This window comes from Brevundimonas sp. (genome assembly GCF_965279155.1).
In the GTDB taxonomy this organism is placed as follows: Bacteria; Pseudomonadota; Alphaproteobacteria; order Caulobacterales; family Caulobacteraceae; genus Brevundimonas.
In genome coordinates this window covers 1,062,644-1,088,046 of record NZ_OZ257138.1, presented here as the reverse complement: position 1 = coordinate 1,088,046, position 25,403 = coordinate 1,062,644, and the positions used below count along the sequence as shown (strand labels likewise).

The following is a 25,403-nucleotide window of genomic DNA, read 5'->3' as shown; positions in this document are numbered from 1 at the left end:
GGTCCTTGGTTCAGGCCGCAGCGGCCGAGGGAGGGGAAACTTGCGAAGAGGCGGTGGGGGCGGTGGTCGCCACGTCCAGGCGGGGCAGGGCCACGCGGCCGACGATGTCGAGCTTCAGGCTGGGCAGCAGCTCGTGGAACGACAGGGCCGGCGTCTCGAACAGGTCCGGCTCAACCAGTTTGCGGATATGCCGGCGCAGGTCGATGGCGGTCAGGACGGCGTCGGCGTCGACGGCTCGCACGGCGTCGCGAATGGCCTCGATCGTCGCGCGGGCCATGTCGGGATCCAGTGCCAGTTGCTGGCCGGCCCCGCCGACGCGGATGGAATCCCGCAGATGCTGTTCCAGCGCCGGCTCCAGAACCACCGCCTTCAGCACGCTTTCCGGGGCGTAGCGGTGGCTGATCTGACGACGCAGGGCGACGCGGGCGAACTCGGTCAGGGCCAGCGGATCCTTCTCGCGCTGACCGGCGTCGGCCAGGGCTTCCAGGATGTCGCGCAGGTTTCGCAGAGGCACCTCTTCCTCGGCCAGGCGGCGCATGATCTCGGCGATCCGGGCCAGCGGCAGGGCGCGCGCCACCTCCTTGACCACCTCGGGATAGGATTCGCCGGCGCGGGTCAGCAGGGCGGAGGCCTCCTGAATGCCGATGAACATGCCGGCGTTGCGGCGCAGCAGGGCGCGCACGCCCAGCACGGTCTCACCGACCGGATCCTCGGCGGCGACAAGATCGCCCGATCCCAGCGGGGCCTCGAAGGCCATCAACCGCCAGCGATCCGGCGCATCAGCCGCGCCATAGCGTAAGGTGACGCGGGGCAGGGCGACGCCCAGAGAATTCTCGAACTCCTCCAGCAGGGCTTCGAGGGCGGCGGTGATCCGGTCGGATTCGAAGGTGCGGATGGCGCGGCCCTGGACCTCCAGCAGCAGCGGGGTCATGGCGGTGCTTTCCATGGCGCGGGTCTGGGCCTGTTCGATCGGACCCTCGGCGTCGTTGGCGGCGCGGCCCGTCATGGCCTTGACCCGGCGGCTGGCGCGCTTGCGCCAGTTCGGCTCGATCATAACCGCACCCAGCATGGCCGCCGCGCCCAGCAACAGGAAGACGATGGTCGGGAAGCCGGGCACCAGGGCCAGCAGCCAGCACATGCCGCCGGCGACCAGGAAGACCTTGGGCTGGGCCGACAACTGGCGGTGCATCGAGGCGCCCAGGTGCAGGTCGCCGCTGTCGCCGTCGCCGCTGCGGGTCACGATCAGGCCCGCCGCCATCGCGGCCAGCAGGGCCGGGATCTGCATAACCATGCCGTCGCCGATGGTCAGGATCGAATATTTGTGGACCGCTGCGCCGAAGTCGAGACCGCCCTGCAGCATGCCGACCGCAAGCCCGCCCAGCAGGTTGATGACGACGATGATGATGCTGGCGATGGCGTCGCCCTTCACGAACTTCATCGCGCCGTCGAGATTGCCGTTCAGCTTGCTTTCCATCTCCAGCAGCTTGCGGCGACGCTTGGCCTCGTCCTTGTCGATCAGGCCCGAGCGCAGGTCGGAATCGATCGACAGCTGCTTGCCGGGCATGGCGTCCAGGCTGAAGCGCGCGGCGACCTCGGCCACGCGTTCCGCGCCCTTGGCGATGACGATGAACTGGACGACGGTGATGATCAGGAAGACCACCAGGCCGACCACCAGATTGCCGCCCGCGACCATGTTGCCGAAGGTGTTGATGATCGCCCCGGCGTGACCCTCCAGCAGGATCATCCGTGTCGTGGCGATGGACAGGGCCAGGCGGAAAAGGGTCGTGATCAGCAGCAGGCTGGGGAAGACCGAGATCTCGACGATCGAGGCGATGTAGATCGAGACCAGCAGCAGCACGACGCCGGCGCTGATGTTGATGGCCACCAGCGTGTCGATGGCCAGCGACGGCAGGGGCATGATCATCATGGCGATGATCGCCGCCACGCCCGCCACCAGGAACAGGTCCGAAAACTGGCCCAGCCCGCGGCCCGAGGCGCGCGGATTGAAGAAATTCAGCGGGTTGGCGAAACGCATGGAACACGCCTTCTTGGCTGCCGGCGGATCAGGCCGGTGAGGGGATCGGGCCTATCGGATGTAGGCGCGGCGCGCCTGGAGGAGCTGGTCGTAGCGGGCCAGCACATTGCGGACGTAGGCCTGGGTCTCGCGGTAGGGCGGGACCTGGCGGCCGTATTTCTGAACCGCGCCCTCGCCGGCGTTGTAGGCCGCAAGCACGAGGGTCAGGTTGTTGCCGAACAGCCCCTGAAGCGTCTTCAGATAGGCCGAGGCGGCGTGAACATTGGTCTCTGGCTCATACAGGCCGGCGGGGTCGGCGACACCGAAACGGGCGCCGGTCGCGGGCATGACCTGCATCAGGCCGCGCGCGCCGACGGGCGAGGTGGCGCGCGCGTTCGACGCGGATTCCACGCTCATGATCGCCTGCAACAGATCGGGATCGATGTCGTGGCGCCGGGCGGCCGCGACGATGACGTCCCGATACTGAGCGGGCGCGGTTCGCACCCGACCGACGCGGGGCCGTGCAACGGGAGCTTGTGAAGAAAACGCAAGTCCGGCGGAACCGATCGCATCCACGGGCGTCTGATCTTCATAGGCCAGCAACTGCTGCGAGGCCGAAGGCGTGCTTGCGCATACCGGTCGGTTGCCCAGGGCCAAGGCGAAGCGGCTGACGGAATCGGCCGAAGCGACCAGATTCGACTGGCTGCCGTTACAGTCTTGCGCCTGCGCATCCTGATAAGAATGCGCAACTAGAAGCATCGATATGCTTATGGTCAAGCATAGCTGTTTCATAGCTCGTTTGACCTCCGTTTCTCGGAACAACGGTGTTGCGTTACGTTGATATGGGTGGCCATGAATGTTGTCAACGAAGTGGCAAAGATTGATTTTTTGCAACTCGGTTAACATCGTCATGTCTAATTGTGCGTATTAATCAGTGTCCTGATTGGCTTTTAAGCTTTGCCATAAGCGTGATGCTCTAACGCCTGTCGGTGACGAAATTGCGCGTCGTTTCCGTCGCATCCGGGAGATTCGATCCTCATGGCCGAGAAGAACGACGGCGGGGACAAGACAGAACGTCCGACACCCAAGCGGCTGCAGGATGCACGCAAGAAGGGTGACGTGGCCAAGAGCAAGGACGTCGGTTCGACCGCCGTCCTGTTCGCCTGGCTTCTGGTCGGCCTGCTTTTGTCGGGTACGGTGTTCGATCATTTCGCCGGCCTGTTCGACGAGGTGTTCCGCGTCATGGATCAGCCATTCGGCGACGCCTATGAGCAGATCGCCTGGTCGGCGGCGCGGCGGCTGGTGCTGATCATGGCGGTGCTGATGCTGCCGGTGGCGTTGTTCGCCTCGGTCGTGGAGTTCCTGCAGGTCGGGCCGGTCCTGACCTTCGAGAAGATGACGCCCAAGATGGACCACATGAACCCCGGCGAGGGGCTCAAGCGGATGTTCAATACCGACAATCTGTTCGAGGTCGGCAAGTCGCTGATCAAGACTGTGCTGCTGCTGGGGCTGACGGCGCTGCTGCTGTTCGGCCAGATCGACCGTATCCTGCGTCTGCCGGGCGCCCAGCCGGGCGAAGTCCTGGGCGCGTTCGGATCGACCGCCTTCCACCTGCTGGGCTGGACCCTGGTGGTGTTCGTCTTCATCTCGATCCTGGATTCCTCATACCAGCGCTTCAGCTTCATGAAGAAGATGCGGATGAGCCATCGCGACATCCGCCAGGAAGCCAAGGACATGGAAGGGGATCCGACCGTGAAGGCCCGCCGTCGCGAACTGGCGCAGGAATGGGCCCAGTCGAACGCCGTCGGCTCGGTGCGCGGCGCGGCCGCCCTGGTGGTCAACCCGACCCATATCGCCGTGGCCTTGGCCTATGACCCGACCGAGCATGTGGTGCCGGTGGTGGCGGGCAAGGGGGACGGCATGATCGCCGGCGCCATGCGCGACATGGCCGAGCGCGAGGGCGTGCCCATCATCCGCAACGTGCCCCTGGCGCGGGCTCTGCACGAACAGGTGCCGGTCGAGGCCGTGGTGCCCGAGGACATGTTCGCCGCCGTCGCCGAAATCATCCTGATGGCGCGCCGCCTGCGCGACGACGCGGCGCGGGGCGAGCGGTTGCAGCCGGTCGAGATGGCCGGCGATCCTGACGAGCAGCCCGCCGCCGCGCATGAAACCGCACCGGATCGGTCCGGGAATTCCGGTCCGCTCTTTCCCGCCATGCCCGAGGACGGCATGGTGACGCCCCGTTCACCGTCGCCGGAGACCCGATGAACCCGCTTGGAATGCTGATGGACCTGTTCACGGTCCTGGTCGCCATGGCCCTGGTGCTGGGGCTGGCCTTCTTCTCGATCCGCTTCCTCAAGAAGGTCCAGACCGGAACCCCGAGCGGCGACGAAATCCGCTTCGTCCGCGCCCTGCCGCTGGGCCCGCGCGAGCGGGCGACGGTGGTGATCTGGCGCGACGAGGTGCTGCTGCTGGGCGTCACGGCAGGCAGCGTCACCGTGCTGGACCGCCGCACGCGCACCCCCGAAGAAATCGCCGAAGACGCCGCCCGCGTCGAGGCCGCCCAGGCCCAAACGGCCGCCATGCCCAAGCGTCTGAAGGCGCTGCTAGGGAAATCCCTAGCTGGGGAACGGCCTGACTACCGGCGATAGGGGAGGGGTGGTTTTGTGACGACGTCGGGTTTCCGGGCGATGCGCCTGCCCGGCGGACCGGAAACCCAAACTCGGAGATTTCAGATGTCATTCCTCGGTATCGGCGGCGGCGGCAACCTCTTCAGCACCCTGGTCAGCACGGTGGCTCAGACGGCTCTGGCCACCGTGACGGGCGGCGCCTCGGCCCTCATCCAGGCGGCCTTGACCCAAGCCATTTCTTCGATCGGCCAGCAGGTCATCCAGATGGTCGGGCAACAACTGGGCCTGCCGCAGTCGGTCATCGACCTGGCCCAGAGCGCCTTCGCCGCGAGCTCGGGCAATACGGGCGGCGCCTTCCAGAGCATCGGTGAATCGGCCGCAGGCCTGGCGGCGGCCACGGGCGGCGGCGCCTTCGAGGCGGGCGAGATCGATCGTCAGATGAACGACATCGTTCAGGATCTGGTCGACAAGACCCTTGAGAAGGCCCGCACCGGCGGTCGCGACGAGGACGGCAACACCGTCGGCGGCGGCGCCAACGGCAAGAGCTTCATGCTGCGTCTGGCCCTGGCCCTGGGCAGCGTCCTGGACGCCAAGATGGAGCGCATGGCTGAGATCGGTGAGAAGATCGACGCCGAAAGCCAGAAGAAGAAGCCCAAGATGGGCAGCCTGTCCGCAGAAATGACGGCGGTGGGCAAGGAACTGGACTTCGTGTCCCAGGCCCTGAACAACGCTCTCAAGTCGATCGGCGAATCTGCCTCGACCCTGGCGAGAAAGCAAGGCTAGGCCTGACGGACAGACGACATCGGGCGGCGGGCGAAACCTTCGCCCGCCGTCTTGGTTTTAATGAAAACCGGTTGAATGGAGCGAGGACCATGAGCATCAGAACGGATATTCTCGGCGCAGTCGCGGCAGTCGCGCTTCTGGGGGCCGGAGCGACTGTGGCTCAGGACTATGCATTCCAGGGCTTCGCGACCTCAGACGCCATGAACCAGATGCACGCGGCCATGCGGGACAATATGATGTCCTCGGGCGATGGCTCGTCTTCGTCTTCCAGGCGGGCCGCACCTCGCACTCTTGCGGCTCCTTCCGGGGCCGTGGTCCGCACGACCTATCGCGCCTCGCCTGCCGTCTCGACGCGGGTCAGGTCTCAGTTCGCGGAATTCGTCGGCAAAAATTCGGGTCGCGAGGCGGAGCAGCGCGTGCGATCCGTGCTCACGAACGGTGATCCCATCGGCAGCTGGTCAGGCATCGTCCGGTCGGACGGCCTGCGATCCGGCGATGTGGCGGACGCCATGGCCGCCTATTGGGTGATGAACTGGGTCATCGCCAATCAGGGCGATAACAACCGCGCCCAGACCCTGGCGGTTCGTGACCAGGTTCGTCGCTCGATCGCCGGCGGGCCGGTCGCAAGGCTCGACGACGCCGGTCGCCAGGAGATGGCCGAAGTGCTGATGCTTAACTTCCTCGTCCAACACGCAGCCTATGTGGACGCCATGCAGCGTGGCGACAACGCCACGGCGCGCCGTCTGGGCGATGCGGCCGTCGCTCGGTTCAGAAACGAAATGGGCGTCGATCTTCGTCAGTTGCGACTGACAAACGGCGGTTTGGTTCCTGCCTGAAAGGGTCAGGGTGAAAGCCCGGCGGCCAACTCTTTCCCGGCTGGAGCGACGACAGCGGCGAAGTCTCCTGTCTTGAACACAGTAGTGGTGGGCCTCGGCTTGGCTCTGTTGGCGACATTGCTCGGTTTGACCTTCGCCCTTGGGCGGCGCGGTAGGAAAAGGGAATGACATGAAGAACCAGTTCGCCTCAGTCGTCTTGACCCTTGCAATGAGCGCCGTCTGCGGCGTGGCGTCGGCTCAGGACTTCACGCCTTCGTACAGTCCTTCGTTCACCTCAGATATGAACTCTGCGGTGAATATGGGCATCCAGCTACGAAGAGATTCGGAGCGTCCGCGCGGCACATCTTCGAGATCGACAGCCTCGTCGAGCGCAGCGTCAAGAGTGGGGTCTACCACTTACCGCTCCTCTCCTGCCGTGACCCAACGCGTGAAACAGCAATTTGCTGATTTCGTCGGCCGGAGCGCTGGTCCACAAGGCGCAACAGATATCGCAACGGCGCTGGCGCGTGGCGACGCCGTCGAAAGTTGGGCAGGCATTGTGCGCAGTGACGGCCTGCGTCCTGGCGACTTGGCTGACGCCATGGCCGCATACTGGGTCTTGAACTGGGTCATCGCAAACCAGTCGGACAACAATCGTGTTCAGACGATAGCTGCACGCGACCAACTGCGCGGCATCATCGCCTCTAACGCCAATCTATCTCGACTAAGCGACGCCGAGCGCCAGGAAATGTCGGAGGCGTTGATGTTGAATTTCCTAGTGCAGCACGCAGCCTATACAAATGCCATCCAGGCTGGCGATAACGCGGCGATGCGCCGATTAGGAGACGCTGCGGTCGCACGCTTTAGAAGCGAGGCAGGTGTAAATCTGCGTAATGTCCAACTGACCAACACAGGGTTCACCCCCGGCGCTTGAAAGGGTCAGGGCGAAAGCCCGGCGGCCAATCCTTCTGCGGACGATGAAGCGCCGTCGGCCTTCCCCGTCTTTCATTATGTGATCGTAGGCCTGGGCGTGGCCACATTGGCGGGTCTGTTCGTGCTGTTCTTCTTCTTGGGACGTCGGAGTCGGAGATAGGTCGTCGTGAAGCGTGCGCGTGATGTCAAAATACTGTTCGCCATAATGGCGGCGACTGCGGTGGTGCTGGCGGGTCCTGTCAGGGCTCAGGACTACGCTTTCCAGGGGTTTGCGGCATCCGACGCCATGAACCAGATGCAGGCGGCGTCTCGTGACGCCATGGTGGGTTCTTCCGGGACTGAAGCATCCTCGCGTTCGGTTCGAGCGCCAGCGGAGACCGCCTCGGTTACCTATCGTGTCGATCCTTCAGTTCGCCGGGGCGTCGAGCAACGGATCGTGGAAGCGGTAAGCCGGCGAGACCCCACGGGCGCACAGCAGCTGAGCGCAGCCTTCCGGCAGCGCGATTTTGTTCAGTTGTTCGATCGCGGGGTCTCTCGATTCGGACTTCGATCAGGCAATGTCGTGGACGCAACGGCCGCCTATTGGCTAGCCATGTGGGGCGCGGCCAATGATCAGCGAGAACCTTATTCCCGCACACAGGCCCAAGCAGTCCGGGCGCAGGTCGCGTCGGGTTTTGACTTCAGCAGGGCTGGACTTCGAACCTCGGCCCAACGACAGGAATATGCGGAGACCTTGATTTATCAGGCCATGCTTCTCGATTCTGCTGTGGACGAAGCCCAGCGCGCTGGACGCACGGACGATGTGCGAACGCTTGGAGACGAAGCTCAACGCCAGATGCGGGCTGCAGGAATGGACCTGCGTCGGCTGCGGCTCACTGACAGAGGTTTTGTTCCAATCGCTTGAAAGGGTCAGGGCGAAAGCCCGGCGGCCAATCCTTCCTCGAACATGGTGACGACAGGGGCGAAGTCTCCAGCCCTTAACACAGTGACGGTCGGCCTTGGCTTGGCTCTTCTGGCGGCATTGCTCGGTTTGACCTTCGCTCTTGGGCGTCGCGGTGGGAAAAGGGAATGACATGAAGAACCAGTTCGCCTCAGTCGTCTTGACCCTGGCCATGAGCGCCGTCTGCGGCATGGCGTCGGCTCAGGACTTCGTGCCGACCTATACGCCTGATTTTCAGACCAGTATGGCTCTGAACACGGTGGTTGGGAATCAGCTGGAGCGGGACTCCCGTCGCGGCCTTGCCTCATCCTCTTCGTCGTCTTCGGCCAGCAGCCCTGCCGCCTCCGGGGCGGCAGGCGCGGTTTCGACCTCCTATCGCGCATCGCCCGCAGTAACATCGCGGGTCAAAAGCCAGTTCGCCGCTTTTGTCGGATCAACTGGGGGCCACCAGGCCGGCATCGCGGCGGCCATGGACCGTGAAGACTTTTTCGCGCGCTGGGGGCGTCATGTGTCGCAGTATGGCCTGCGACGCGGAAGCGTCGCTGACGCAATGACCGCCTATTGGGTTCTGAACTGGCAGATTGCGAATGACGTCCGCGAAGTCGATCGTTCGCAAGTTTCCGCCGTCCGTTCACAAGTCCAATCCATTCTGGGAGGGAACCCAGGCTTCTCAAGTCTGGACGACGCTCAGAAGCAGGAGATGGCCGAGGCGATGATCTTGAACTTCATCGCCCAAAGCGTCGCCTACGAGGACGCTATGGCGGCAAATGACGCAGGCATGCAGCGCCGTCTGCAGAACGCCGCGGTGGCGCGTTTCAACAACGAGATGGGCGTCAATCTACGCAGTATTCGGCTCACCAACACAGGGTTCACCCCCAGCGCTTGAAAGGGTCAGGGTGAAAGCCCGGCGGCCAATCCTTCTACGGACGATGAAGCGCCGATAACGGCCTTTCCTGTCTTCCATTATGCAATCGTCGGACTGGGATTCGCCATGTTGGCGGGTCTGTTTGCCCTATTTTTCTTCTTGGGACGTCGAAGTCGGAGATAGGCTAATGACGAAGCGTTCGCATCACGCAAAAATACGGTTCGCCATGATGGTCGCGACTGCGGTGGTGCTGGCGGGTCCTGTCGGGGCTCAGGACTATGCGTTTCAGGGGTTCGCGACATCCGACGCCATGAACCAGATGCACGCGGCCATGCGGGACAATATGATGTCCTCGGGCGATGGCTCACCTTCGTCTGCCAGACGGGCCGCACCTCGCGCTCTTGCGGCTCCGTCGGGGGCCGTGGTCCGCACGACCTATCGCGCCTCGCCTTCCGTCTCCACGCGGGTCAGGTCTCAGTTCGCGGAATTCGTCGGCAGAAATTCGGGTCGCGAGGCGGAGCAGCGCGTGCGATCGGTGCTCACGAACGGAGATCCCATCGGCAGTTGGTCCGGCATCGTCCTGTCCGATGGCCTGCGAGCCGGCGATGTGGCGGACGCCATGGCCGCCTATTGGGTGATGAACTGGGTCATCGCCAATCAGGGCGACAACAACCGCACTCAGACCCTGGCGGTTCGTGACCAGGTTCGCCGCTCAATCGCCGGCGGACCGGTCGCGAGGCTCGACGACGCCGGTCGCCAGGAGATGGCCGAGGTGTTGATGCTGAACTTCCTCGTGCAGCACGCGGCCTATGTGGACGCCATGCAGCGCGGCGACAACGCCACGGCGCGTCGTTTGGGCGATGCGGCCGTCGCTCGGTTCAGAAACGAAATGGGCGTCGATCTTCGTCAATTGCGACTGACCAATGCCGGCCTGACGCCTGCTTGAAAGGGTCAGGGCGAAAGCCCGGCGGCCAATCTTCCTTCAGACGATTTAGCGCCGATGCCGGGCGCCCCCGTCTTGCACTATGCGATGGTCGGCCTGGTGTTGGCGGGACTGCTGGTTCTGCTCTTCTTGCGGGGGCGCAGAGGCGGGGATAGGTCAGAATGAAGCGTGCGTGCTGTGAACGACATGATCTCCAATCGCAGCGCCGGCCAATCCGCTGAGGATTTGCGGCTGAGATGACCTCGCTCTTGCCGTGTCACCAATCCAGAGTGAGCGCCCTCGTCTCCATTAACCTTATCGCCTTTCGGTTGTTTGGTCGCAAGGACGGTGATGGTCTTGCCTATCGGGGCGGGATGTCGGACCGTCGGGGTGAAGGGTCGATGCACGTCGGGGTTGGCGGCGTCGGCTGAGGTCGAGAGGGCGGGATGGTGCGCGGATCACGTCGGCGGTGGGGGCTGGGCCTGGCGGTTGTGGCGCTGGTGGTCGGTCTGGCGTGCGTCGGGCTGGAGATGCGGCGTGATTTCGAGCGGGTTCGGGCCCTGCGTCAGGAGACGGCGCAGTCGCACAAGGCGCGCGAGGAGCTGCAGACCGTCTTCTCGTTGATGCAGGACGCCGAGACGGGACAGCGCGGCTATATCATCAGCGGCGATCCCGACTTTCTGGTCCCCTATACGACCGCGACCGAGCGCCTGGGCCGGGAGTTGCCGCAGCTTAGGGCGGCCTATGCGGGCGATCCGGTTCAGCGCGCCAACATCGCCGAGCTGGAGCGGCGAATCGCGGTCAAACAGGCGGCGATGCGCGAGGCGCTGGAGGCCTATGATCGGCGCGGCCGCGAGGCGGGGCTGACGGCCGTCGCCACCGGCGGGGGCAAAGAGGCGATGGACCGTATTCGCACGACCATCGACCGGATGACGGACATCGATGCGCGGGCGCTGACGACGCTGACGGGGCGGGTCGAGGCGCGGTCGCAGATGACGGAGACGATGGTGACGGCGCTGTTCCTGGCGCTGATCGTCGTGGTGGCCGGGTCGGCATGGCTGTTCGTGCGCTACGTCACCACGCGGCGGACGCTGCTGGCCGAGGTTCGGGCCACGGCGGCGCGGCAGGAGGCCATCTTCGACAGCGCCATCGACGCCATACTGACGCTGAACCCCAGCGGCACCATCGAGACGATGAACGCCGCCGCCACGCGGATGTTCGGCTGGTCGGCGCAGGAGCTGGGGCGGCGTGACGTGGCTGTGCTGCTGGAAGCGAGCGATCAGGGCGACAAGGGACTGATGGCGCGGATCAGGGCGGGCGGGGCCGATGCGACGGGCGGTCTGGTGCAGGAACTGACGGGGCGGCGGCGAAGCGGCGAAGCGTTTCCGGTCGATGTCGCCTTCAGTCCGCTGGAACTGCCGACCGGCGTGCATCTGGTGGCAGTGGTGCGCGACATCACAGACCGGCGCCGGGTCGAGGAGCTGAAGAAGCAATTCGTCTCGACTGTCAGTCATGAGCTGAGGACGCCGCTGACCTCCATCGCCGGGTCGCTCGGCCTGCTGGCGGGTGGTGCGGCGGGCAGCCTATCGGAGCGTGCGGGACGCCTGATTGGCATCGCTCATTCCAACAGCCTGCGGCTGGTGCGGCTGATCAACGACATTCTGGATGTGGAGAAGCTGGAGTCCGGGCAGATCAATCTGGAACTTCAGCCCATCGATCTGCGCGAGGTCGCGATCCGGTCGCTGGATAATGTGCGGGGGTTCGCTGACGGGCTGGGGGTCAGGCTGGAGCTAGCCGAGGGGCCGGCGGCGCCCGTGATGGGGGATGTAGATCGACTGGTGCAGGTGGTGGTCAATCTGTTGTCGAATGCGGCCAAATTCTCGCCCGAGAGCGGCACGGTCGAGGTCGCGGTTATGCCCGAGGCGCGCATCGTGCGGCTGAGCGTGCGCGATCACGGGCCGGGTGTGCCCGATGCGTTCCGGGCGCGCATCTTCACCAAGTTCGCCCAGGCCGACGGATCGGACACCCGCCAGCGCGGCGGCACCGGCCTGGGGCTGGCGATCGCCAAGGAAATTGCCGAGCGGCACGGTGGGCGGCTGTGGTTCGAATCGGCGCCGGGCGAGGGGGCGACCTTCCATCTGGACCTGCCGATGACCGTCGGCGACGCTGCGCCGCAGACGACGCACGGGCCGCGCCTGTTGATCGTCGAGGACGATCCCGATGCGGCCGAGGTGCTGCGCATCATGCTTGCGCAGGACGGGTTCGACGCCCTGGTCGCCGGCAGCGCCGCCGCCGCGCTGGACGCCGTCGAGGACGAGGGGTTCGCCGCCATTCTGGTGGATCTGCAACTGCCGGACGCGGATGGGATCGGCCTGATCCGGGCGTTGCGCGAACGGCCTGATACGGTGGACACGCCGGTCGTCGTCGTTTCGGCCGATGTGGCCCGAGGCCGTGCGCGGGGGCGGTCGCTGGAGGTGATCGACTGGCTGGAGAAGCCGTTCGATCAGGAGCGGTTGCGTAGCGCCATCGCTGCGGTGCTGGAACGGCTGGGGCGTCAGGCCCCGGTCATCCTGCATGTGGACGACGACCCCGACATTCTGCAGGTCACCGCCGAGACCCTGGCGGGTATCGCCGAGATCACCCACGCAACCAGCCTGTCGCAGGCGCGCAAGGTGCTGGCGCGGGTCAGGCCGGATCTGGTGATCCTGGACCTGGGGCTGCCGGACGGGTCGGGTCTGGAGCTGTTGCCCGACCTTGGCGAGGGAGCCAAGGGGATTCCTGTCGTGGTCTATTCCGCGCAGGACATGGACGCGGCGCTGGGCGAGCGGGTCGAGGCCGTGCTGGTCAAGTCGTCGGCGTCGCTGGCCGATCTGGCGCGGACGGTGCGGCGATTGACCTTCACCCCACGTGACCGCTGAGAGGAAAGCCCATGCCCCTGACCGTGATGCACGTCGACGACGAACCGGACATCCGCGAGGTGGCGGCGTTCGCGCTGGAGCTGGACCCCGACCTGGCGTTGACCAGCGTGGCGTCAGGGGCGGAGGCGATGGTGCAACTGGAGACGGGGCCGGCGCCGGACATCATCCTGCTGGACGTGATGATGCCGTCGATGGACGGACCGAGCGTGCTGGTGCGTCTGCGCGAGATTTCGGGGCTGGAGAAGACGCCGGTCGTCTTCATGACGGCGCGTGCCCAGAGCGAGGAGGTCGAGCGGCTGATGGCGCTGGGAGCCATTGGCGTGGTGGTCAAGCCGTTCGATCCCATGACGCTGGCGCGCCAGCTGCGGGACATTCTGGCGGCGGCGGACGCATGAGCGACGATCCGCTGGCGGCGTTGAGGGCCGAGTTCTGCGTCCGGGCGGTGGAGGATCGGGCCGCGTTGGCGCAGGCTCTGGCGGTGGGTGATCTTGATCGGGTGGAGCGGGTGGCGCACGGGTTGGCGGGATCGGCGGGGCTGTTCGAGTTCACCGATATTGGTGCAGCGGCGCTGGCGGTGGACGACGGGTTCGCGTCGGGGCGGGGGCTGGATGCGGCAGCGGCTGACAAACTGATCGCGGCGCTGGACGCCTTGCCCTGATCTATTCGTAGTCGATGCTGAGGGGCAGGGCGGCGACGGATTCGGACGCGCCGTTGGCGGGGCGCAGGCGGCCGGAAACCCGCAGCATGTCGCGGCCGTCCAGGTCCATGTGCGAGGTGCGGGTCACCGACACGTCGCCGGTGTTCTCGCTCCAGATCTGCAAGTCCTCGACCAGGGCGACGCCCTCGCTGGAGGTCAGGGTGCGGGGCACGCGGATGCGATAGACCCGGCCCGGATCGCCGGTGACGCGGATCACCGCAGGCGCATTGGGCTGAATGTCGGCGCTGAGCGACAGGGTGGCGACGCGTTGTTCGGGCGAGAGCTGGATCGGGCGGACGGAGACGATGCTGAGGCTGCGTTCGATGCTGATCGTGGCGCGCGCCGGTTCCTGCGCCAGCGCGGGGACGGAGAGGGCGAGGATCGGCGCGGCGAGGATGAGGACGCGAAGGGGTGTCATGACACCAGTTGAACCGTGACGACGTAGTCGAAGCTGTAGACGCCGCTGGCGGCGTTGGTGGCCAGCACCACATCCATGCCGAGCTGAAGGGTGGCGGTGCTGAGCAGGCCTATGGGGTTTAGGTCGAAGGTCAGGCTGGCCGCCTCGGTCGGGGCCGATCCAGTGCGATATGTGGCGCCGCTCAGTCCGCCGACACGGAGCCTGGAGATGGTCGCGGCGCCGCTGCCGGTGACGGGGGTGATGGTGACGCGGATGTAGCGCAGGGCGCACAGGCCCGACAGGTTCAACAGGCCGCAGTTGATCGACAGGGTCGGCGTCGTCACCGAGCCTGATGTCAGCCGAATGGCGTCGCCGCTGGTGCGGGTCACGGAGCCGGCGGTGGAGATGCTGAAGGTCGTCGCCGACGTGCCGCGAATGGTCGTGCCTAGGGTGGGCGCCGTCGCGGGGGATCGCGTCACCGAGGCGTCTGCGAGAGCGTCGCGCGGGGTGCTGAACGCAAGAGCGGCGGTCAGGGCGAGCAGAAGGGCTGTGCGGTTCATTGCCGGACCTCGCCTTCGATGCGGACCAGGAAGCGACCTGCATCCACGAAGCCGCCCGTGGCGGGTACGACAACACGCGCGCCCTCGACCAGGGAAACCCCCAGGGCGTGGGCCTGATCCCCATCCAGCCGGACATCATAGATGCCCGGCCGCACCCTTTCGAAGAACAGCACGCCTGCGTGGTCGCTGCGGCCGGCGATGGGCGCGCCGGTGCCTTGCGGGACCAGTTCGATGGCCAGGGCGGCGAGGGGGCGGGGCTCGCCCGACCCACGCACCAGCAGGGCCAGCAGCTGCACCTCGGCGCTGCGCTGCATCGGATAGTCGATCTGCGCCGCCTGACCGGGACGCGGCACGATCTGGATGTCGGTGGGGCCGCCGACCAGGAAGGGATCGTCGATGCCTTCTGTCGTCAGGCGAATGCGGGCGGTGGGCACGTCGCCCAGGCCGGTGGCGTAGACGCGGCCGTCGGCGTCGGTGGTGACCCCGCCGGCGTTGGTGTCGGCGACGATGCCCGGCACGCCCGGCTCGTCGGTCTGGCGAAGGCCGTCGCCATTCTCGTCCACCCAGGCGTTGATCGCGACAGATCCACCGCCGGCCACGCCGGGTCGCGTCAGCCGGTAGCGGTCTCGCCCGGGATCGTAGCCGAAACCGAAGCCCAGCTGCAGGCCGACCCGCCAATCCTGCCGCCGGGTCTCATAGCCGACGTTCAGGGCCAGGTCGAAACGGGACGCGCGCCACAGGTGCGAGGCCTGAACGGTTGTCGTGGCCTGGGGGCCGAGGGTGCGGATGGCGCCGAAACGCAGGGCGGCGGTCGGGCTGAGCTGCCAGTCGGCGGTAGCGTAGGCGGTGTCGAGGCTGAGGTCTGGCGACAACTCGTAGGTCAGGCCGGCGCGGGTCTGGAGCCGCGCCGAGACCAGGGTGGTCACGTCCACGCCGCCCAACCAACGGCGGCGGTCGGCGCCCCCGTCGGTTTCGGCCTCATAGGCGATGTTGCTGGAGGCGTAGAAGCGGCCGATGGGCGCGGAGGCGCGCAGTTCGGCGGTGGTCAGGTTGACGCCGTCGGTGCGGACCAGGCGGCGGGCGTTCAGCGAGATCGGCACGACCAGTCCGCCGGGCGCCGTCCACTGACCGTCGGCGCGAATGTCGGTGGCGCGCGACAGGGGCGCCTGATCGAGGGCGCCGAGCTGACGCGTCTCGTCGATGAAGCCGGCGCCGTATTCGGAATGCCGGCCGATCAGGGAGACGCCATAGGCGCGCGTGGCCAGGCCGACTGAGACGCCGTGGCCGCCCTGGTCGTCCAAGGCTACATCGATCTGGGCGGCGACGGGGCCTAGCGAGCTGCGGACGCCGGCCGTGCCGAGGGTGCGGCTGTCGCGCCCTAGAGGTTCATAGCGCGCGGCGCCGGCGCTGAGGGTCAGGCCGGGCGACAGGCCGTAATCGACGGTGGCGACCAGGCGCAGCGCCCCGACATCCTGACCGCCGATGGGATCGCCCACGTCGAAGACGGTCAGGCCCTGTTCGACGGCGCTGAGCCGCACGACGAACCGGCCCGGTTCCAGCTGACCCGAGCCGAAGTTGATGCGGCGCACGACCTCACGAATCTGCCCCTGCGAGCCGTAGAAGACCAGGCGGATCGTGTTCAGGCCGAAGGCCAGGGGCACATCGAGAAACTCGTAACGCCCCTGGACCGGCGAGGTCTGGGCGCGTTGCAGCACCTCGTTGACATACAGCTCCACCTCTTCGCCGAGCGCCAGCTCGCCGCGCAGATTGAGCGGGGTGGCGAGATCGAGGTTTTCCAGCGGCGCCGACGAATAATAGACCCCGCGTCCGGCGACGCCGGAGACGCCAATGGGCATTGAGGGGGAGAAGACGTCGCCGATGCTGGCGCGCGTGCCGCCCAGCGGCCCCAGCGCGTGGCCGTAGGGATCCTTGCGCGTCAGGGCGACGCGGACGGCGTTGATCGCGCCCTCGTCGTCGGAACCGACATAGGCTTCGAGCCCCGCATAGAGCAGGTCGCCAGCCGCGCGCACGTCGTAACGCCGGGCGTTGTCGATGCCGTCGCGCGCGACCTGGCCCCCGATATTGACGTCGAAGGCCGGGGGACTGGCGAGGCGATAGGGGGTGGATTGGCGGACCACATCGTCCTCGGCGTCTATGATACCGGCGGCCGCCTGGCGACGCGCGCGTTCGGCCCGCTGCTCGAACGGCAGGGCGCGCGTGGTGGCCACGGTCAACATCTGGGCGCTGGCGTCCGCCTTCAGCTTCACCGGCAGAAGCTGTTCGATCAGGTCGGTGCGAAGATAGAGGTCGTCGTCATAGATGGCCGCCTGGTCCGCTCCGAACCGGATCGTGCGACCGGCGACCTTGGCCTCGCGCGTGGCCAGATCGACGGTGATGCGGTTGGACGGATCCAGCACCCAGCCCTCGGCGCGGCGTTGGGCCGGGAAGACGCCGACTGCGAGGTCCAGCACGCGTGAGAACTCGCCCAGCGGCACGAAGACGCCGGCGCGCGAAGCATAGACGTTCATGGAATCGGTCAGGGCGACGCCGCCGGCATCCACCTCCATCCACAGCAGATCGTCGGTGCTGAAGGGCTGGGGATCGGCGGCGATGACCAGATTGCGCACCAGATTGTCCTGGGCCGTCGCGCTCCAGGCGATGCCCGATGTCGCCAGCGCCATCAGAGCCGCACCGGTGGAGCGCGCCACTGTCACGGGGCGGTCAGGGTCGTGGTCGCCAGTACCTGGCCCTTCTCCGCGTCGTCGTCGCGATAGATGATGGTCAGGGTCTGGCCAGACGCCACGCCTTGCGGCAGGGCGGCGATCACCGTGCGGCGCGCGACCTCGGGATAGACGGCGACGCCGCGCACGGCGGTCAGAGGACGGCGTCCGGCGGAATCCTCGACGAAGACCTCAACGTCTCCATAGACCGAGTTGGCGCCGTTGCGCACCAGATCCAGCGACAGCAGGGTCTGTGCGCCGTCCTGGGTCAGGGAGACGCGGTCGATGCCGGCGCGCGCGTCCACGGCGCCGTCGCGGACGATGACCGGAATGCTGACGCTGAACAGGGCGACGACCTGAAGGGTCACATCGTCGCCGCCGGCCGCGGCCTGATCGACGGTGAAGCCGGCGTTCTCGGGCGGAAGGGCGGTGACGGTCAGGTGGCTGCGATGCTCGCCCTCGCCGCCGGGACGGGCGCGCACACGGATGGCCTGGCTCTCGCGCGGTTGAAGGGTGATGCGGCGCGGGGTGTATTGAACCAGGTCGCGCGCCGAATCGAGCATCGTCTCGGGATGGTCGGCGGAGGCCACGATCTGGCCGTCCGCCGTCATCACCCGGTCGATCAGTTCGACGGAATAGGTCGCGGGCTGGTCGCCCTGATTGAAGACATAGACCGTGGCGCTGCGTTCGCCGGGGCCGAACACCACCCGCTTGGGCGAGATGTTAAGGTCGGCCCCCACCTGCGCGAACACCGGATCGGCGATCGCGAGGAAGGCGACGGCGGGCAGCAGGTAACGAAACATCTTCACTCCGAGCCAATGCAACGGCGACGCGAAGCGACGATGATCCTTCAAGCCTTCCGCTTCGTTAAGCGCGGTCCGCTCGGCGTTATCGACCTGGAGCGGATACATGGTCTTAGTTGTAGGCGGCCGAGACGGTGAACGTGCCGGTATAGGCGCCCGTCGCGGCGGTCGAAATGATCGTGACCGAGCCGCCGACGCTGAAGGCCAGCGAACCGGCCGAGCCCAGGGCGTTGGACAGGGTCTGGCTGGCGACGGAGCCGGTCAGGCTGTTCGAGGTCGTAACCGTCAGGTTGTCGGACCCGTTCGCCATCGTGAAGGTGGCGGGGATGGTGACAGAGACCGACTGACCGCCTTCGCCAGCGACCGAGAAGGCCGCAGCAGCCGGCGTGTCGCCCGAGGCCAGGCCGACGACGCCGCCGGTGACCGAACGCGCGCCAGCCGCGCTGACCACGACCGTGCCGGAGCCCGTGCCTGGACGCACCACAGTGCCGAACTTCAGATCGGCCGTCTTGGTGATGGTCAGGGGGCGGATCACGGTGATCGAACCCGACCCGGTGGCCGAGGATTGGGCCATGGCCGGAGCGGCGACGGCGGTCAGGACGAGGGCGGCGACGGCGATCAGCGTTTTCATCATCAGCTCCAACTGAGGGACGGCGCCGGGTGGGCGTCGTCGTTGGAGAGCCAAATCATCCCGAAACGCAGAGGAGTCCACAAGCCCGACGTGCAAAACGGTCTAAACATAACCAAAGTTATAGTCAGGCGACGAATTCGTTAGCATGCTGCGTTTACTGGCTTGGGTTGTAAGGCTAACGCGCTGTTAACCTCCTGGGCTGCAATCATGACCTGTGGCGTAGCAACTCAAAGGCATAGCTTGGAGGCGCGAAACGATGCGCTGGACCGTTCTGATCGTCGATGACCACCCCCTGATCGGCCAGGCGCTGGAGCTGTCGATCCGTGCGGCATACCCTCATCTGGACGTGGCGCGCGTGCTGTCCGCCAAGGAGGCCGAGGCCTGCGCCAAGACCCTGGGTGGTCGGATCAAGCTGGTGATGCTGGATCTGCTGTTGCCGGACGCCACGGGATTCGATGCGTTGCTTCGCCTGCAACTGCTGTTGCCCGATGCGGACTTCGTCATGGTCTCGGCACGGATCGACGCCCATTCGGTGGCGATGGCGCGAGCGTTCGGCGTGAAGGGCTATTTGTCCAAAGCGGCGCCGGTCGAGACCCTGGTCAACGGCGTGGGGGCCATCATGCGGGGCGAGCAGTTGTTCCCGACCGAAACCGCCGCCGATCCGGTCGCCATCGATTTCCATCGCCGCGTCGCCCGCCTGTCCGCCGCACAGCTAAGGGTGCTGCGGGCGCTGGCCGAGGGCAAGCTGAACAAGGAGATCGCGGGGGACATGAACCTGACGGAGGGGACGGTGAAACAGCATGTCTCGGCCATCCTGAAGAAGCTGGAGGTCAACAATCGCAGCCAGGCGGTCCTGGCCTCCGCGCCCTTCCTGCGAAACGCGAGCTGAGACCCGGCGTCAGGCGGCGTAGTATTTCCGGTAGGCCTGATAGTCGTAGCCGGCGTGGCCGTAGTCCTGTTTGGCCTGGGCCCTGACGTCCACCTGGGTCAGGGTGACGCCCAGGATGCGTGCGCCGGATTGGTTCAGGATGCGGACGGCGGCGGCGACCGCGCGGGCGGGCGTTGTGCGCCAGCGGGCCAGCAGAAGGACGCTGTCGGCCTTGCCCGCCAGGACGCGCGCGTCGGCCAGGACCAGCACCGGCGCCGTGTCGATGAGGATCAGATCGAAGGCCTGACGCAGCTCTGTCAGCAAGGCGTCCATGGGCGGGGCGGCGAAGAGATCGTCCGCCGACAGGCCGGCGCCCGACAGAGGCAGGACGTGTGCGCCTGATGCGGGGTCCAATACCAGAAGGTTTCGCCAGGACGCCGCGCCGTGCAGCGCCTCGGCCAGACCCGCATCGGGATCGAGGCCCAGCATCCGCGTGACGCCGCGCCGACGCGGGTCGCCGTCGATCAGCAAGATGCGGCCGCCCGACCGGGCCGCGACGCGGGCCAGGCTGATGGCCGCGGTGGTCTTGCCCTCGCCGGGCAAGGCGGAGGTGACGGCGATGATCCGGCCCGCCGGCTCGCCCACGACGCTGACGATGGGGGTGATCGAGGTGCGCAGGGCGCGAAACGCCTCGGTGAAGACCGACAGCGGCCGTTGCAACACAAGGTCGATGGGATGCAGGTCGCGATCTTCCAGCGCGGCGACGGAGGGGGCGAGCGGGATCGCGCCTATGGAGGCCAGACCCAGCTTGCGTTCGATGTCTTCTGGGCCACCGAGGCCGGTCTGCATCGTATTGGCGACGATGACGGCGAAGGCGCCTGCGCCGACGCCCAGCACCAGACCGAGCACGAGGCTGAGCATCAGATTCGGCGCGCTTTGCGAGGTCGGTGGCGTGGCGCGCGAGACGATGCGGGCGTCGGCCTGTTCGACGCCGGTCTGGGCGCTGGTTTCGCGATAGCGATCCAGAAAGGCGCGGTAGATGGCGCGGGCGGCCTCGGCTTCTCCCTCCAGTTCGCGCAGGCGCACCGAGGCGGCGTTGTTGTCGGCCAGGACGCCGCGCGCGGCGTTCAGGCTTGTCTCGACCGAATCCGTCCGCTGGCGGGCGACCTGGGCCTGGGCGTCCAGGTTGGAGACGACGCGGCGGATCTCGGCCTGGATCTGGGCGTCGATGTCGGCCAGCTCCTGGCGGGCGCGGATCATGTCGGGGTGCAGGGGGCCATAACGGACGGACAGGTCGGCGACGCGGGTGCTGATCGCCGCACGTTGGGCGCGCAGATTCTGGACCACGGGCGAGGTCAGGGCCTCGCCGACATCGTCGCCGTTCGATCCCGCCGCCATCTGGGACCGGGCGGTGCGCAGCCGGGCGTCCTGTTCGGCCTGCTGGGCGCGGGCGCTGGCGAGTTGCTGGTTGTAGACCGAGATTTCCTGCTCGGTCAGGGTCGCGCCCTGGGCGCTGAGCAGGCCGTTTTCGATGCGGTAGAGGGAGACGGCGGCGTCGGCGGTCTCGACCTGGCGGCGCAAGTCTTCCAGCCGGGCGCCGAGGAAGGCGTTGGCCTGGCTGTTGGCGTCGAACTTGGCCGTCAGCTGGGACTGGAGGTAGCGTTCGGCGAAGGCGTTGGCGATGCGGGCCGCCTTGGTCGGGCTGTCGGAGGTGAAGCCGACCGCCATCGAATAGGTCAGGCCGACGCGGCGCACGGTCAGGCGGCGGCTGACGGCGTCGATGACCTGCTGGCGTTCGATCTCGCGGGCGGGAATCGCGGCGCGGCCGATGCGGTCGGTGAGGGCGGCGAAAGGAGACCTACGCAGTCGGGCGTTGAACTCGGGATCTTGGGTCAGGTTCAGCGCGTCCACGACGCCGGCCGCGAGCTGGGGCGACTTCAGCACCTCGACCTCGGTGTCGACAATGGCGGCCTCGGCGTCGAGGGCGGACAGGACGGCGGGGCCCGCGATCACCTGTTCCTTGCGGGTGTTGATCTGGAGATTGGCGGTGGCTGTATAGACCGGCGTCTGGCCCAGCATCAGGGCGAGAACGATCAGGCATACGACTGTCGCAACCGCCATGAACAGGCCGGTGCGACGGCGGAAGGCGGCGACGTAGCGTTGGAGGTCGATGTCGTCGTCGGAAAACATGGTCCCGAGGGCAGGGTCGTTCGTCTGTGTCATCGCGCCATCGAACGGTGATCGTCAGCGTCAGTGGTGCGGCGTCGCCTTCAGGTTGTCAATCTTCGCGAGAGTTAGAACTGGGCGGTCGAGCCGACGTAGAACCGCGTGGTTCGATAGCTGGGACCTTGGGCGGCGCCGGACGAGGACTGGTCGAGCCAGGTCAGGCCGGCGGTGAACCCGTAGCGACGATTGATCCGATAGGCGGCGCTGACCCCGGCGCCGAAGCGCGTGTCGGTGCGCGCCAGGCCGTTGTAGGCGTCGTCGGCATAGGTCGCCTGGGCCGTCAGAATTAGATTGCGCAGCAGTTCGTGATCGACGGTGAGCGACAGGTCGGTGCGCAGGGCACCGGCCGAGCCGATGACGCCCGTGTCCTCGACGGTTCGCGCTGCGGCGGCTGTGACGGTGGTCAGCTGCGTAGGGAACCAGGACAGCTTGGCCCTGCCACCGAAACCGTCGAGGTCTCCGAAGGCGGCATCCTCGAAGTCCTGGCGGATATAGCCGGCGGCGACCTCGCCCCGGACCACAGCGCCCAGTTCGAAATCCACGCCTGCCAAGGTCTGATAGCCGGACGAGGATCTCAGCGGCCGTGTGGCCACGCGCTCGTAGTCGCGGTCGTCGCCAGTGATCTGAAGGAAGATCGCCGTGGCGGGCGACAGGGCATAGTCGGCGCGGCCGGTCAGGGTGAAGAGCGTGCGGTCGCGGTCGTCCTGCTCGATCACGGCGCCCGTCTCGCTGAAGCCGTCGCGGTAGTCGTAGCGGTGAACGACGGCGCGCGCCGAGACGCGCAGACGCCCCATTGCCCGTTCGGCGCCAAGATGGGCTGAGGCCAGGTTGAAGGCGACGGGCCGCTGGGTGATCGGATCGGCGCTGGCGGCGGTGCGCGCTTCGTGGGCCTTGGCGTAGTCAGCCCCGGCGACGAGGTTCGCGCCACGAACCACGTCCAGACGGCCGGCGGCGCCCAGGCTCCAGTCGGTGGTGTTCTCGCTGTCGAAGTTCAGGTTGCGGTCGATGGCGGCTAGGGCTTGGGCCTGGAGCGCGTGGCGGGACCAGTTGGACCTGGCGACAATCTCGGGCCGGAGGCGGAAAGTCGTGGCGGCTTGGGGCGCTTGGTCACTGGCGAAGACATTGTCGTCTTGGACGATGTCGAACTGAAGCTGAGGAAATACAGTGAACCCGCCGCTGCGGATGCCTAGGGCATCGTAGGCGGGTTGCGGACGGTCCCGGACGGCGATGGCGCGGTCGCGGGCGAACAGGTCGGCCATGCGGTCCTGGTCCGTGCGTAGAGATTGGGCGGAAGCCTCGGTCGCGCCGAACAGGGCTAGAGCGGCGGCGGCCGGAAGGATGTCGCGTCGCATCGGCCCCCGCCTTTCGCTTCAGCCGTTCTCGTACTGCCGCCACCAGGCGACGAACGTCTCCAGTCCGGCCTTCAGCGGCACCTTGGGCTGGTAGCCGCAAAGGGCGTTCAGTTTGGAGATGTCGGCATAGGTGGCGGTTACGTCGCCGGGCTGCATCGGCCGCATGACCTTCTTCGCCTCGACGCCCAGGGCGGTTTCCAGCGTCGAGATCATCTCCATCAGACCGACCGGCTGGCTGTCGCCGATGTTGTAGATTTCATGCACGCCCTGGGCCGGGGGCTGATCCAGCACGGCGACCACGCCATCGACGATGTCGTCAATATAGGTGAAGTCGCGCGCCATTCGGCCCTCGCCATAGACCTCGATGGCGTCGCCGCGCACGATCTTCTGGGTGAAGCTGAAATAGGCCATGTCGGGCCGGCCCCAAGGACCATAGACGGTGAAGAAGCGTAAGCCGGACTGGGGAAAGCCGTAGAGCTTTGCGTAGCTCTGGCTCATCAGTTCGCATGAGCGTTTGGTCGCGGCGTAGAGCGACACGGGCTGAACCGTCAGATCGTCTTCGCGAAAGCCCGAACCCTCCAGCGGCCGGTCGCCATAGACCGAGCTGGACGAGGCATAGACCATATGAGTCACGCCATTGTGCCGCGCGGCCTCCAGCATCGACAGATGACCGGCCAGGTTGGACCGCTCATAGGCGAAGGGGTTCTCCAGCGAATACCGAACCCCCGCCTGGGCCGCGAGATGGACGATCCGCTTGACGCCGGCGTCCGCGACCAAGGCGCGCATCTGTTCGTGATCGGCGATGTCGGCGCGCACCATGCGAAAGCCGTCGCGCCCTTCCAGCCGGGCGGCGCGGGCCGCCTTCAGGCGCGGATCATAGTAGTCGTTGAAGACATCGACGCCGATCACCTGTTCGCCACGGTCCAGCAGGCGTTCGGCGACGTGCATGCCGATGAAGCCAGCTGCACCGGTGACGAGGATCGGCGACCCCATCAGCCGCGCCCGATGCCCATGTAGCGGAACCCGCGGCTCTTCATGTCCTCAGGCCGATAGATGTTGCGCAGATCGACCAGGACCGGCTGCTTCATCAGAAGCTTGATGCGGTCCAGATCCAGGGCGCGGAACTGGTCCCATTCGGTGACCAGGACGACGGCGTCGGCGCCGACGACGGCGTCATAGGCGCTGTCCTTCATCTCGACGTCGGGCAGCAGTTTGGCGGCCTCGTGCATGCCTTCGGGGTCGAAGGCCTGAACCTTGGCGCCGGCGGCGATCAGGGCGGGCGCGATGTCCAGGCTGGGCGCGTCGCGCATGTCGTCGGTGTTCGGTTTGAACGTCAGGCCCAAGAGGGCGACGGTCTTACCCTGGACGCTGGTCCCCAGGGTCGCGGCGACGCGATCGGCCATGGCCTTCTTGCGGGCGTCGTTGACCTCGACCGTGGCTTCGATCAGCCGGGTCGGAGCGTCGTACTGCTGGGCGGTGCGGACCAGGGCGATGGTGTCCTTGGGGAAGCACGAGCCGCCGTAGCCGGGGCCGGCGTGCAGGAATTTCGAGCCGATCCGCTTGTCCAGGCCGATGCCGCGCGCGACCTGTTGCACGTCGGCGCCGACGGCCTCGCAAAGGTCGGCCATCTCGTTGATGAAGGTGATCTTCATCGCCAGGAAGGCGTTGGCGGCGTATTTGATCAGCTCGGACGTGCGGCGGCCGACGAACAGCAGCGGGCTCTCGTTCAGGTTCAGCGGGCGATAGAGTTCGCTCATCACCTTCTGGGCGCGCGACCCTGTATCGCTGTCGATATCGTCGACGCCGATGACGACGCGGTCGGGGCGTTTGAAGTCGCCGATGGCGGCGCCTTCACGCAGGAACTCTGGGTTGGAGACGACGGCGAAGTCGGCGCTCGGATTGGTCTTCCTGATGATGGCCTCGACCTCGTCGCCCGTGCCGACCGGGACGGTGGACTTGGTGACGATGACGGTGAAGCCCTCGATCAGGCCGGCGATCTCCTCGGCGGCGGCGTGGACGTAGGAGAGATCGGCATGGCCGTCGCCGCGACGCGTAGGCGTGCCCACGGCGATGAAGACGGCGTCGGCGTTACGGATGGCCTCGGCGCCGTCCAGGGTGAAGAACAGCCGGTCCTCGCGCACATTGGCGGCGACCAGATCGTCCAGCCCCGGCTCGAAGATCGGGATCTCGCCCCGCTCCAGCCGTTCGATCTTGGATGGGTCCTTGTCGATGCACGTGACGACGTGCCCGAAGTCGGCGAAACAGGCGCCGGACACCAGGCCCACATAACCCGTCCCAATCATCGCTACGCGCATCGAAATCCCTCATC

Annotated in this window: 23 protein-coding genes; 12 read left to right on the top strand and 11 right to left on the bottom strand. The window is 66.6% G+C overall.

Going from position 1 to position 25,403, the window contains the following annotated elements:
- Positions 1 to 10: 10 nt before the first annotated feature.
- Both ACQY72_RS05230 and ACQY72_RS05225 read right to left on the bottom strand, forming a co-directional pair.
- Positions 11 to 2,035 carry an FHIPEP family type III secretion protein gene (locus ACQY72_RS05230; RefSeq protein ID WP_428156198.1) on the bottom strand — a complete coding sequence of 675 codons (2,025 nt, stop codon included), beginning with the start codon at positions 2,033 to 2,035 and terminating at the stop codon, positions 11 to 13.
- Between the two features lie 51 nt (positions 2,036 to 2,086).
- Positions 2,087 to 2,773 (bottom strand): lytic transglycosylase domain-containing protein, encoded by a 687-nt coding sequence (locus tag ACQY72_RS05225; protein WP_428156197.1) that lies wholly within the window; start codon positions 2,771 to 2,773, stop codon positions 2,087 to 2,089.
- A gap of 279 nt (positions 2,774 to 3,052) precedes the next feature.
- Between ACQY72_RS05225 and ACQY72_RS05220 the strand changes: the two genes are divergently transcribed.
- From ACQY72_RS05220 to ACQY72_RS05170, 11 genes are all read left to right on the top strand, one after another.
- Entirely contained in the window at positions 3,053 to 4,282 is a 1,230-nt protein-coding gene (locus ACQY72_RS05220) for an EscU/YscU/HrcU family type III secretion system export apparatus switch protein (RefSeq protein WP_428156196.1), read from the top strand.
- The gene (locus tag ACQY72_RS05215) at positions 4,279 to 4,665 is read left to right on the top strand and encodes a FliO/MopB family protein (protein ID WP_428156195.1); all 387 of its coding nucleotides are present in this window, start codon (positions 4,279 to 4,281) and stop codon (positions 4,663 to 4,665) included. Before ACQY72_RS05220 ends, ACQY72_RS05215 begins: the two co-directional genes overlap by 4 nt.
- A gap of 84 nt (positions 4,666 to 4,749) precedes the next feature.
- Positions 4,750 to 5,427, top strand: a complete 678-nt coding sequence (locus ACQY72_RS05210) for a hypothetical protein (RefSeq protein WP_428156194.1) — start codon at positions 4,750 to 4,752, stop codon at positions 5,425 to 5,427.
- 89 nt (positions 5,428 to 5,516) lie between these two features.
- Complete coding sequence (locus tag ACQY72_RS05205) at positions 5,517 to 6,263, top strand: DUF6683 family protein (protein ID WP_428156193.1); 747 nt, start codon at positions 5,517 to 5,519, stop codon at positions 6,261 to 6,263.
- 169 nt (positions 6,264 to 6,432) lie between these two features.
- Positions 6,433 to 7,176: a DUF6683 family protein gene (locus ACQY72_RS05200; RefSeq protein ID WP_428156192.1), complete on the top strand. Its 744-nt coding sequence runs from the start codon at positions 6,433 to 6,435 to the stop codon at positions 7,174 to 7,176.
- A gap of 165 nt (positions 7,177 to 7,341) precedes the next feature.
- Complete coding sequence (locus tag ACQY72_RS05195) at positions 7,342 to 8,079, top strand: hypothetical protein (protein ID WP_428156191.1); 738 nt, start codon at positions 7,342 to 7,344, stop codon at positions 8,077 to 8,079.
- 169 nt (positions 8,080 to 8,248) lie between these two features.
- Complete coding sequence (locus tag ACQY72_RS05190; protein ID WP_428156190.1) at positions 8,249 to 9,001, top strand: DUF6683 family protein; 753 nt, start codon at positions 8,249 to 8,251, stop codon at positions 8,999 to 9,001.
- 166 nt (positions 9,002 to 9,167) lie between these two features.
- Positions 9,168 to 9,926: a DUF6683 family protein gene (locus ACQY72_RS05185; RefSeq protein ID WP_428156189.1), complete on the top strand. Its 759-nt coding sequence runs from the start codon at positions 9,168 to 9,170 to the stop codon at positions 9,924 to 9,926.
- A 422-nt stretch (positions 9,927 to 10,348) separates the two neighbouring features.
- Positions 10,349 to 12,820, top strand: a complete 2,472-nt coding sequence (locus tag ACQY72_RS05180) for a response regulator (protein ID WP_428156188.1) — start codon at positions 10,349 to 10,351, stop codon at positions 12,818 to 12,820.
- Between the two features lie 11 nt (positions 12,821 to 12,831).
- Complete coding sequence (locus tag ACQY72_RS05175) at positions 12,832 to 13,215, top strand: response regulator (protein ID WP_428156187.1); 384 nt, start codon at positions 12,832 to 12,834, stop codon at positions 13,213 to 13,215.
- Positions 13,212 to 13,478, top strand: coding sequence for an Hpt domain-containing protein (locus ACQY72_RS05170; RefSeq protein WP_428156186.1), 267 nt, complete (start codon positions 13,212 to 13,214; stop codon positions 13,476 to 13,478). The genes ACQY72_RS05175 and ACQY72_RS05170 overlap by 4 nt, the downstream gene beginning before the upstream one ends.
- Before the next feature lies 1 nt (position 13,479).
- Here the strand turns inward: ACQY72_RS05170 and ACQY72_RS05165 are convergent, their stop codons facing one another.
- From ACQY72_RS05165 to ACQY72_RS05145, 5 genes are all read right to left on the bottom strand, one after another.
- Entirely contained in the window at positions 13,480 to 13,935 is a 456-nt protein-coding gene (locus ACQY72_RS05165) for a hypothetical protein (protein ID WP_428156185.1), read from the bottom strand.
- Entirely contained in the window at positions 13,932 to 14,474 is a 543-nt protein-coding gene (locus tag ACQY72_RS05160) for a hypothetical protein (RefSeq protein ID WP_428156184.1), read from the bottom strand. Before ACQY72_RS05160 ends, ACQY72_RS05165 begins: the two co-directional genes overlap by 4 nt.
- Positions 14,471 to 17,188: a hypothetical protein gene (locus tag ACQY72_RS05155; RefSeq protein WP_428156183.1), complete on the bottom strand. Its 2,718-nt coding sequence runs from the start codon at positions 17,186 to 17,188 to the stop codon at positions 14,471 to 14,473. Before ACQY72_RS05155 ends, ACQY72_RS05160 begins: the two co-directional genes overlap by 4 nt.
- Positions 17,185 to 17,997, bottom strand: a complete 813-nt coding sequence (locus tag ACQY72_RS05150) for a fimbrial biogenesis chaperone (RefSeq protein WP_428156182.1) — start codon at positions 17,995 to 17,997, stop codon at positions 17,185 to 17,187. Before ACQY72_RS05150 ends, ACQY72_RS05155 begins: the two co-directional genes overlap by 4 nt.
- Positions 17,998 to 18,109: 112 nt before the next feature.
- Positions 18,110 to 18,628, bottom strand: a complete 519-nt coding sequence (locus ACQY72_RS05145) for a DUF4402 domain-containing protein (protein ID WP_428156181.1) — start codon at positions 18,626 to 18,628, stop codon at positions 18,110 to 18,112.
- A 256-nt stretch (positions 18,629 to 18,884) separates the two neighbouring features.
- On the opposite strand from ACQY72_RS05145, the gene ACQY72_RS05140 reads away from it, so the two are divergent.
- The gene (locus tag ACQY72_RS05140) at positions 18,885 to 19,517 is read left to right on the top strand and encodes a LuxR C-terminal-related transcriptional regulator (protein WP_428156180.1); all 633 of its coding nucleotides are present in this window, start codon (positions 18,885 to 18,887) and stop codon (positions 19,515 to 19,517) included.
- 9 nt (positions 19,518 to 19,526) lie between these two features.
- Here ACQY72_RS05140 and ACQY72_RS05135 read toward each other — a convergent pair whose 3' ends face one another.
- The 4 genes from ACQY72_RS05135 to ACQY72_RS05120 form a co-directional block, all read right to left on the bottom strand.
- The gene (locus ACQY72_RS05135) at positions 19,527 to 21,719 is read right to left on the bottom strand and encodes a GumC family protein (RefSeq protein ID WP_428156179.1); all 2,193 of its coding nucleotides are present in this window, start codon (positions 21,717 to 21,719) and stop codon (positions 19,527 to 19,529) included.
- Between the two features lie 71 nt (positions 21,720 to 21,790).
- Positions 21,791 to 23,074: an outer membrane beta-barrel protein gene (locus ACQY72_RS05130; protein WP_428156178.1), complete on the bottom strand. Its 1,284-nt coding sequence runs from the start codon at positions 23,072 to 23,074 to the stop codon at positions 21,791 to 21,793.
- Positions 23,075 to 23,092: 18 nt separating this feature from the next.
- On the bottom strand, positions 23,093 to 24,067 hold the full coding sequence (locus ACQY72_RS05125) for an SDR family NAD(P)-dependent oxidoreductase (RefSeq protein ID WP_428156177.1): 975 nt from the start codon (positions 24,065 to 24,067) through the stop codon (positions 23,093 to 23,095).
- A complete protein-coding gene (locus ACQY72_RS05120; RefSeq protein ID WP_428156176.1) occupies positions 24,067 to 25,389 on the bottom strand; it encodes a UDP-glucose dehydrogenase family protein in 1,323 nt (440 codons plus the stop codon). Before ACQY72_RS05120 ends, ACQY72_RS05125 begins: the two co-directional genes overlap by 1 nt.
- Positions 25,390 to 25,403 lie beyond the last annotated feature (14 nt).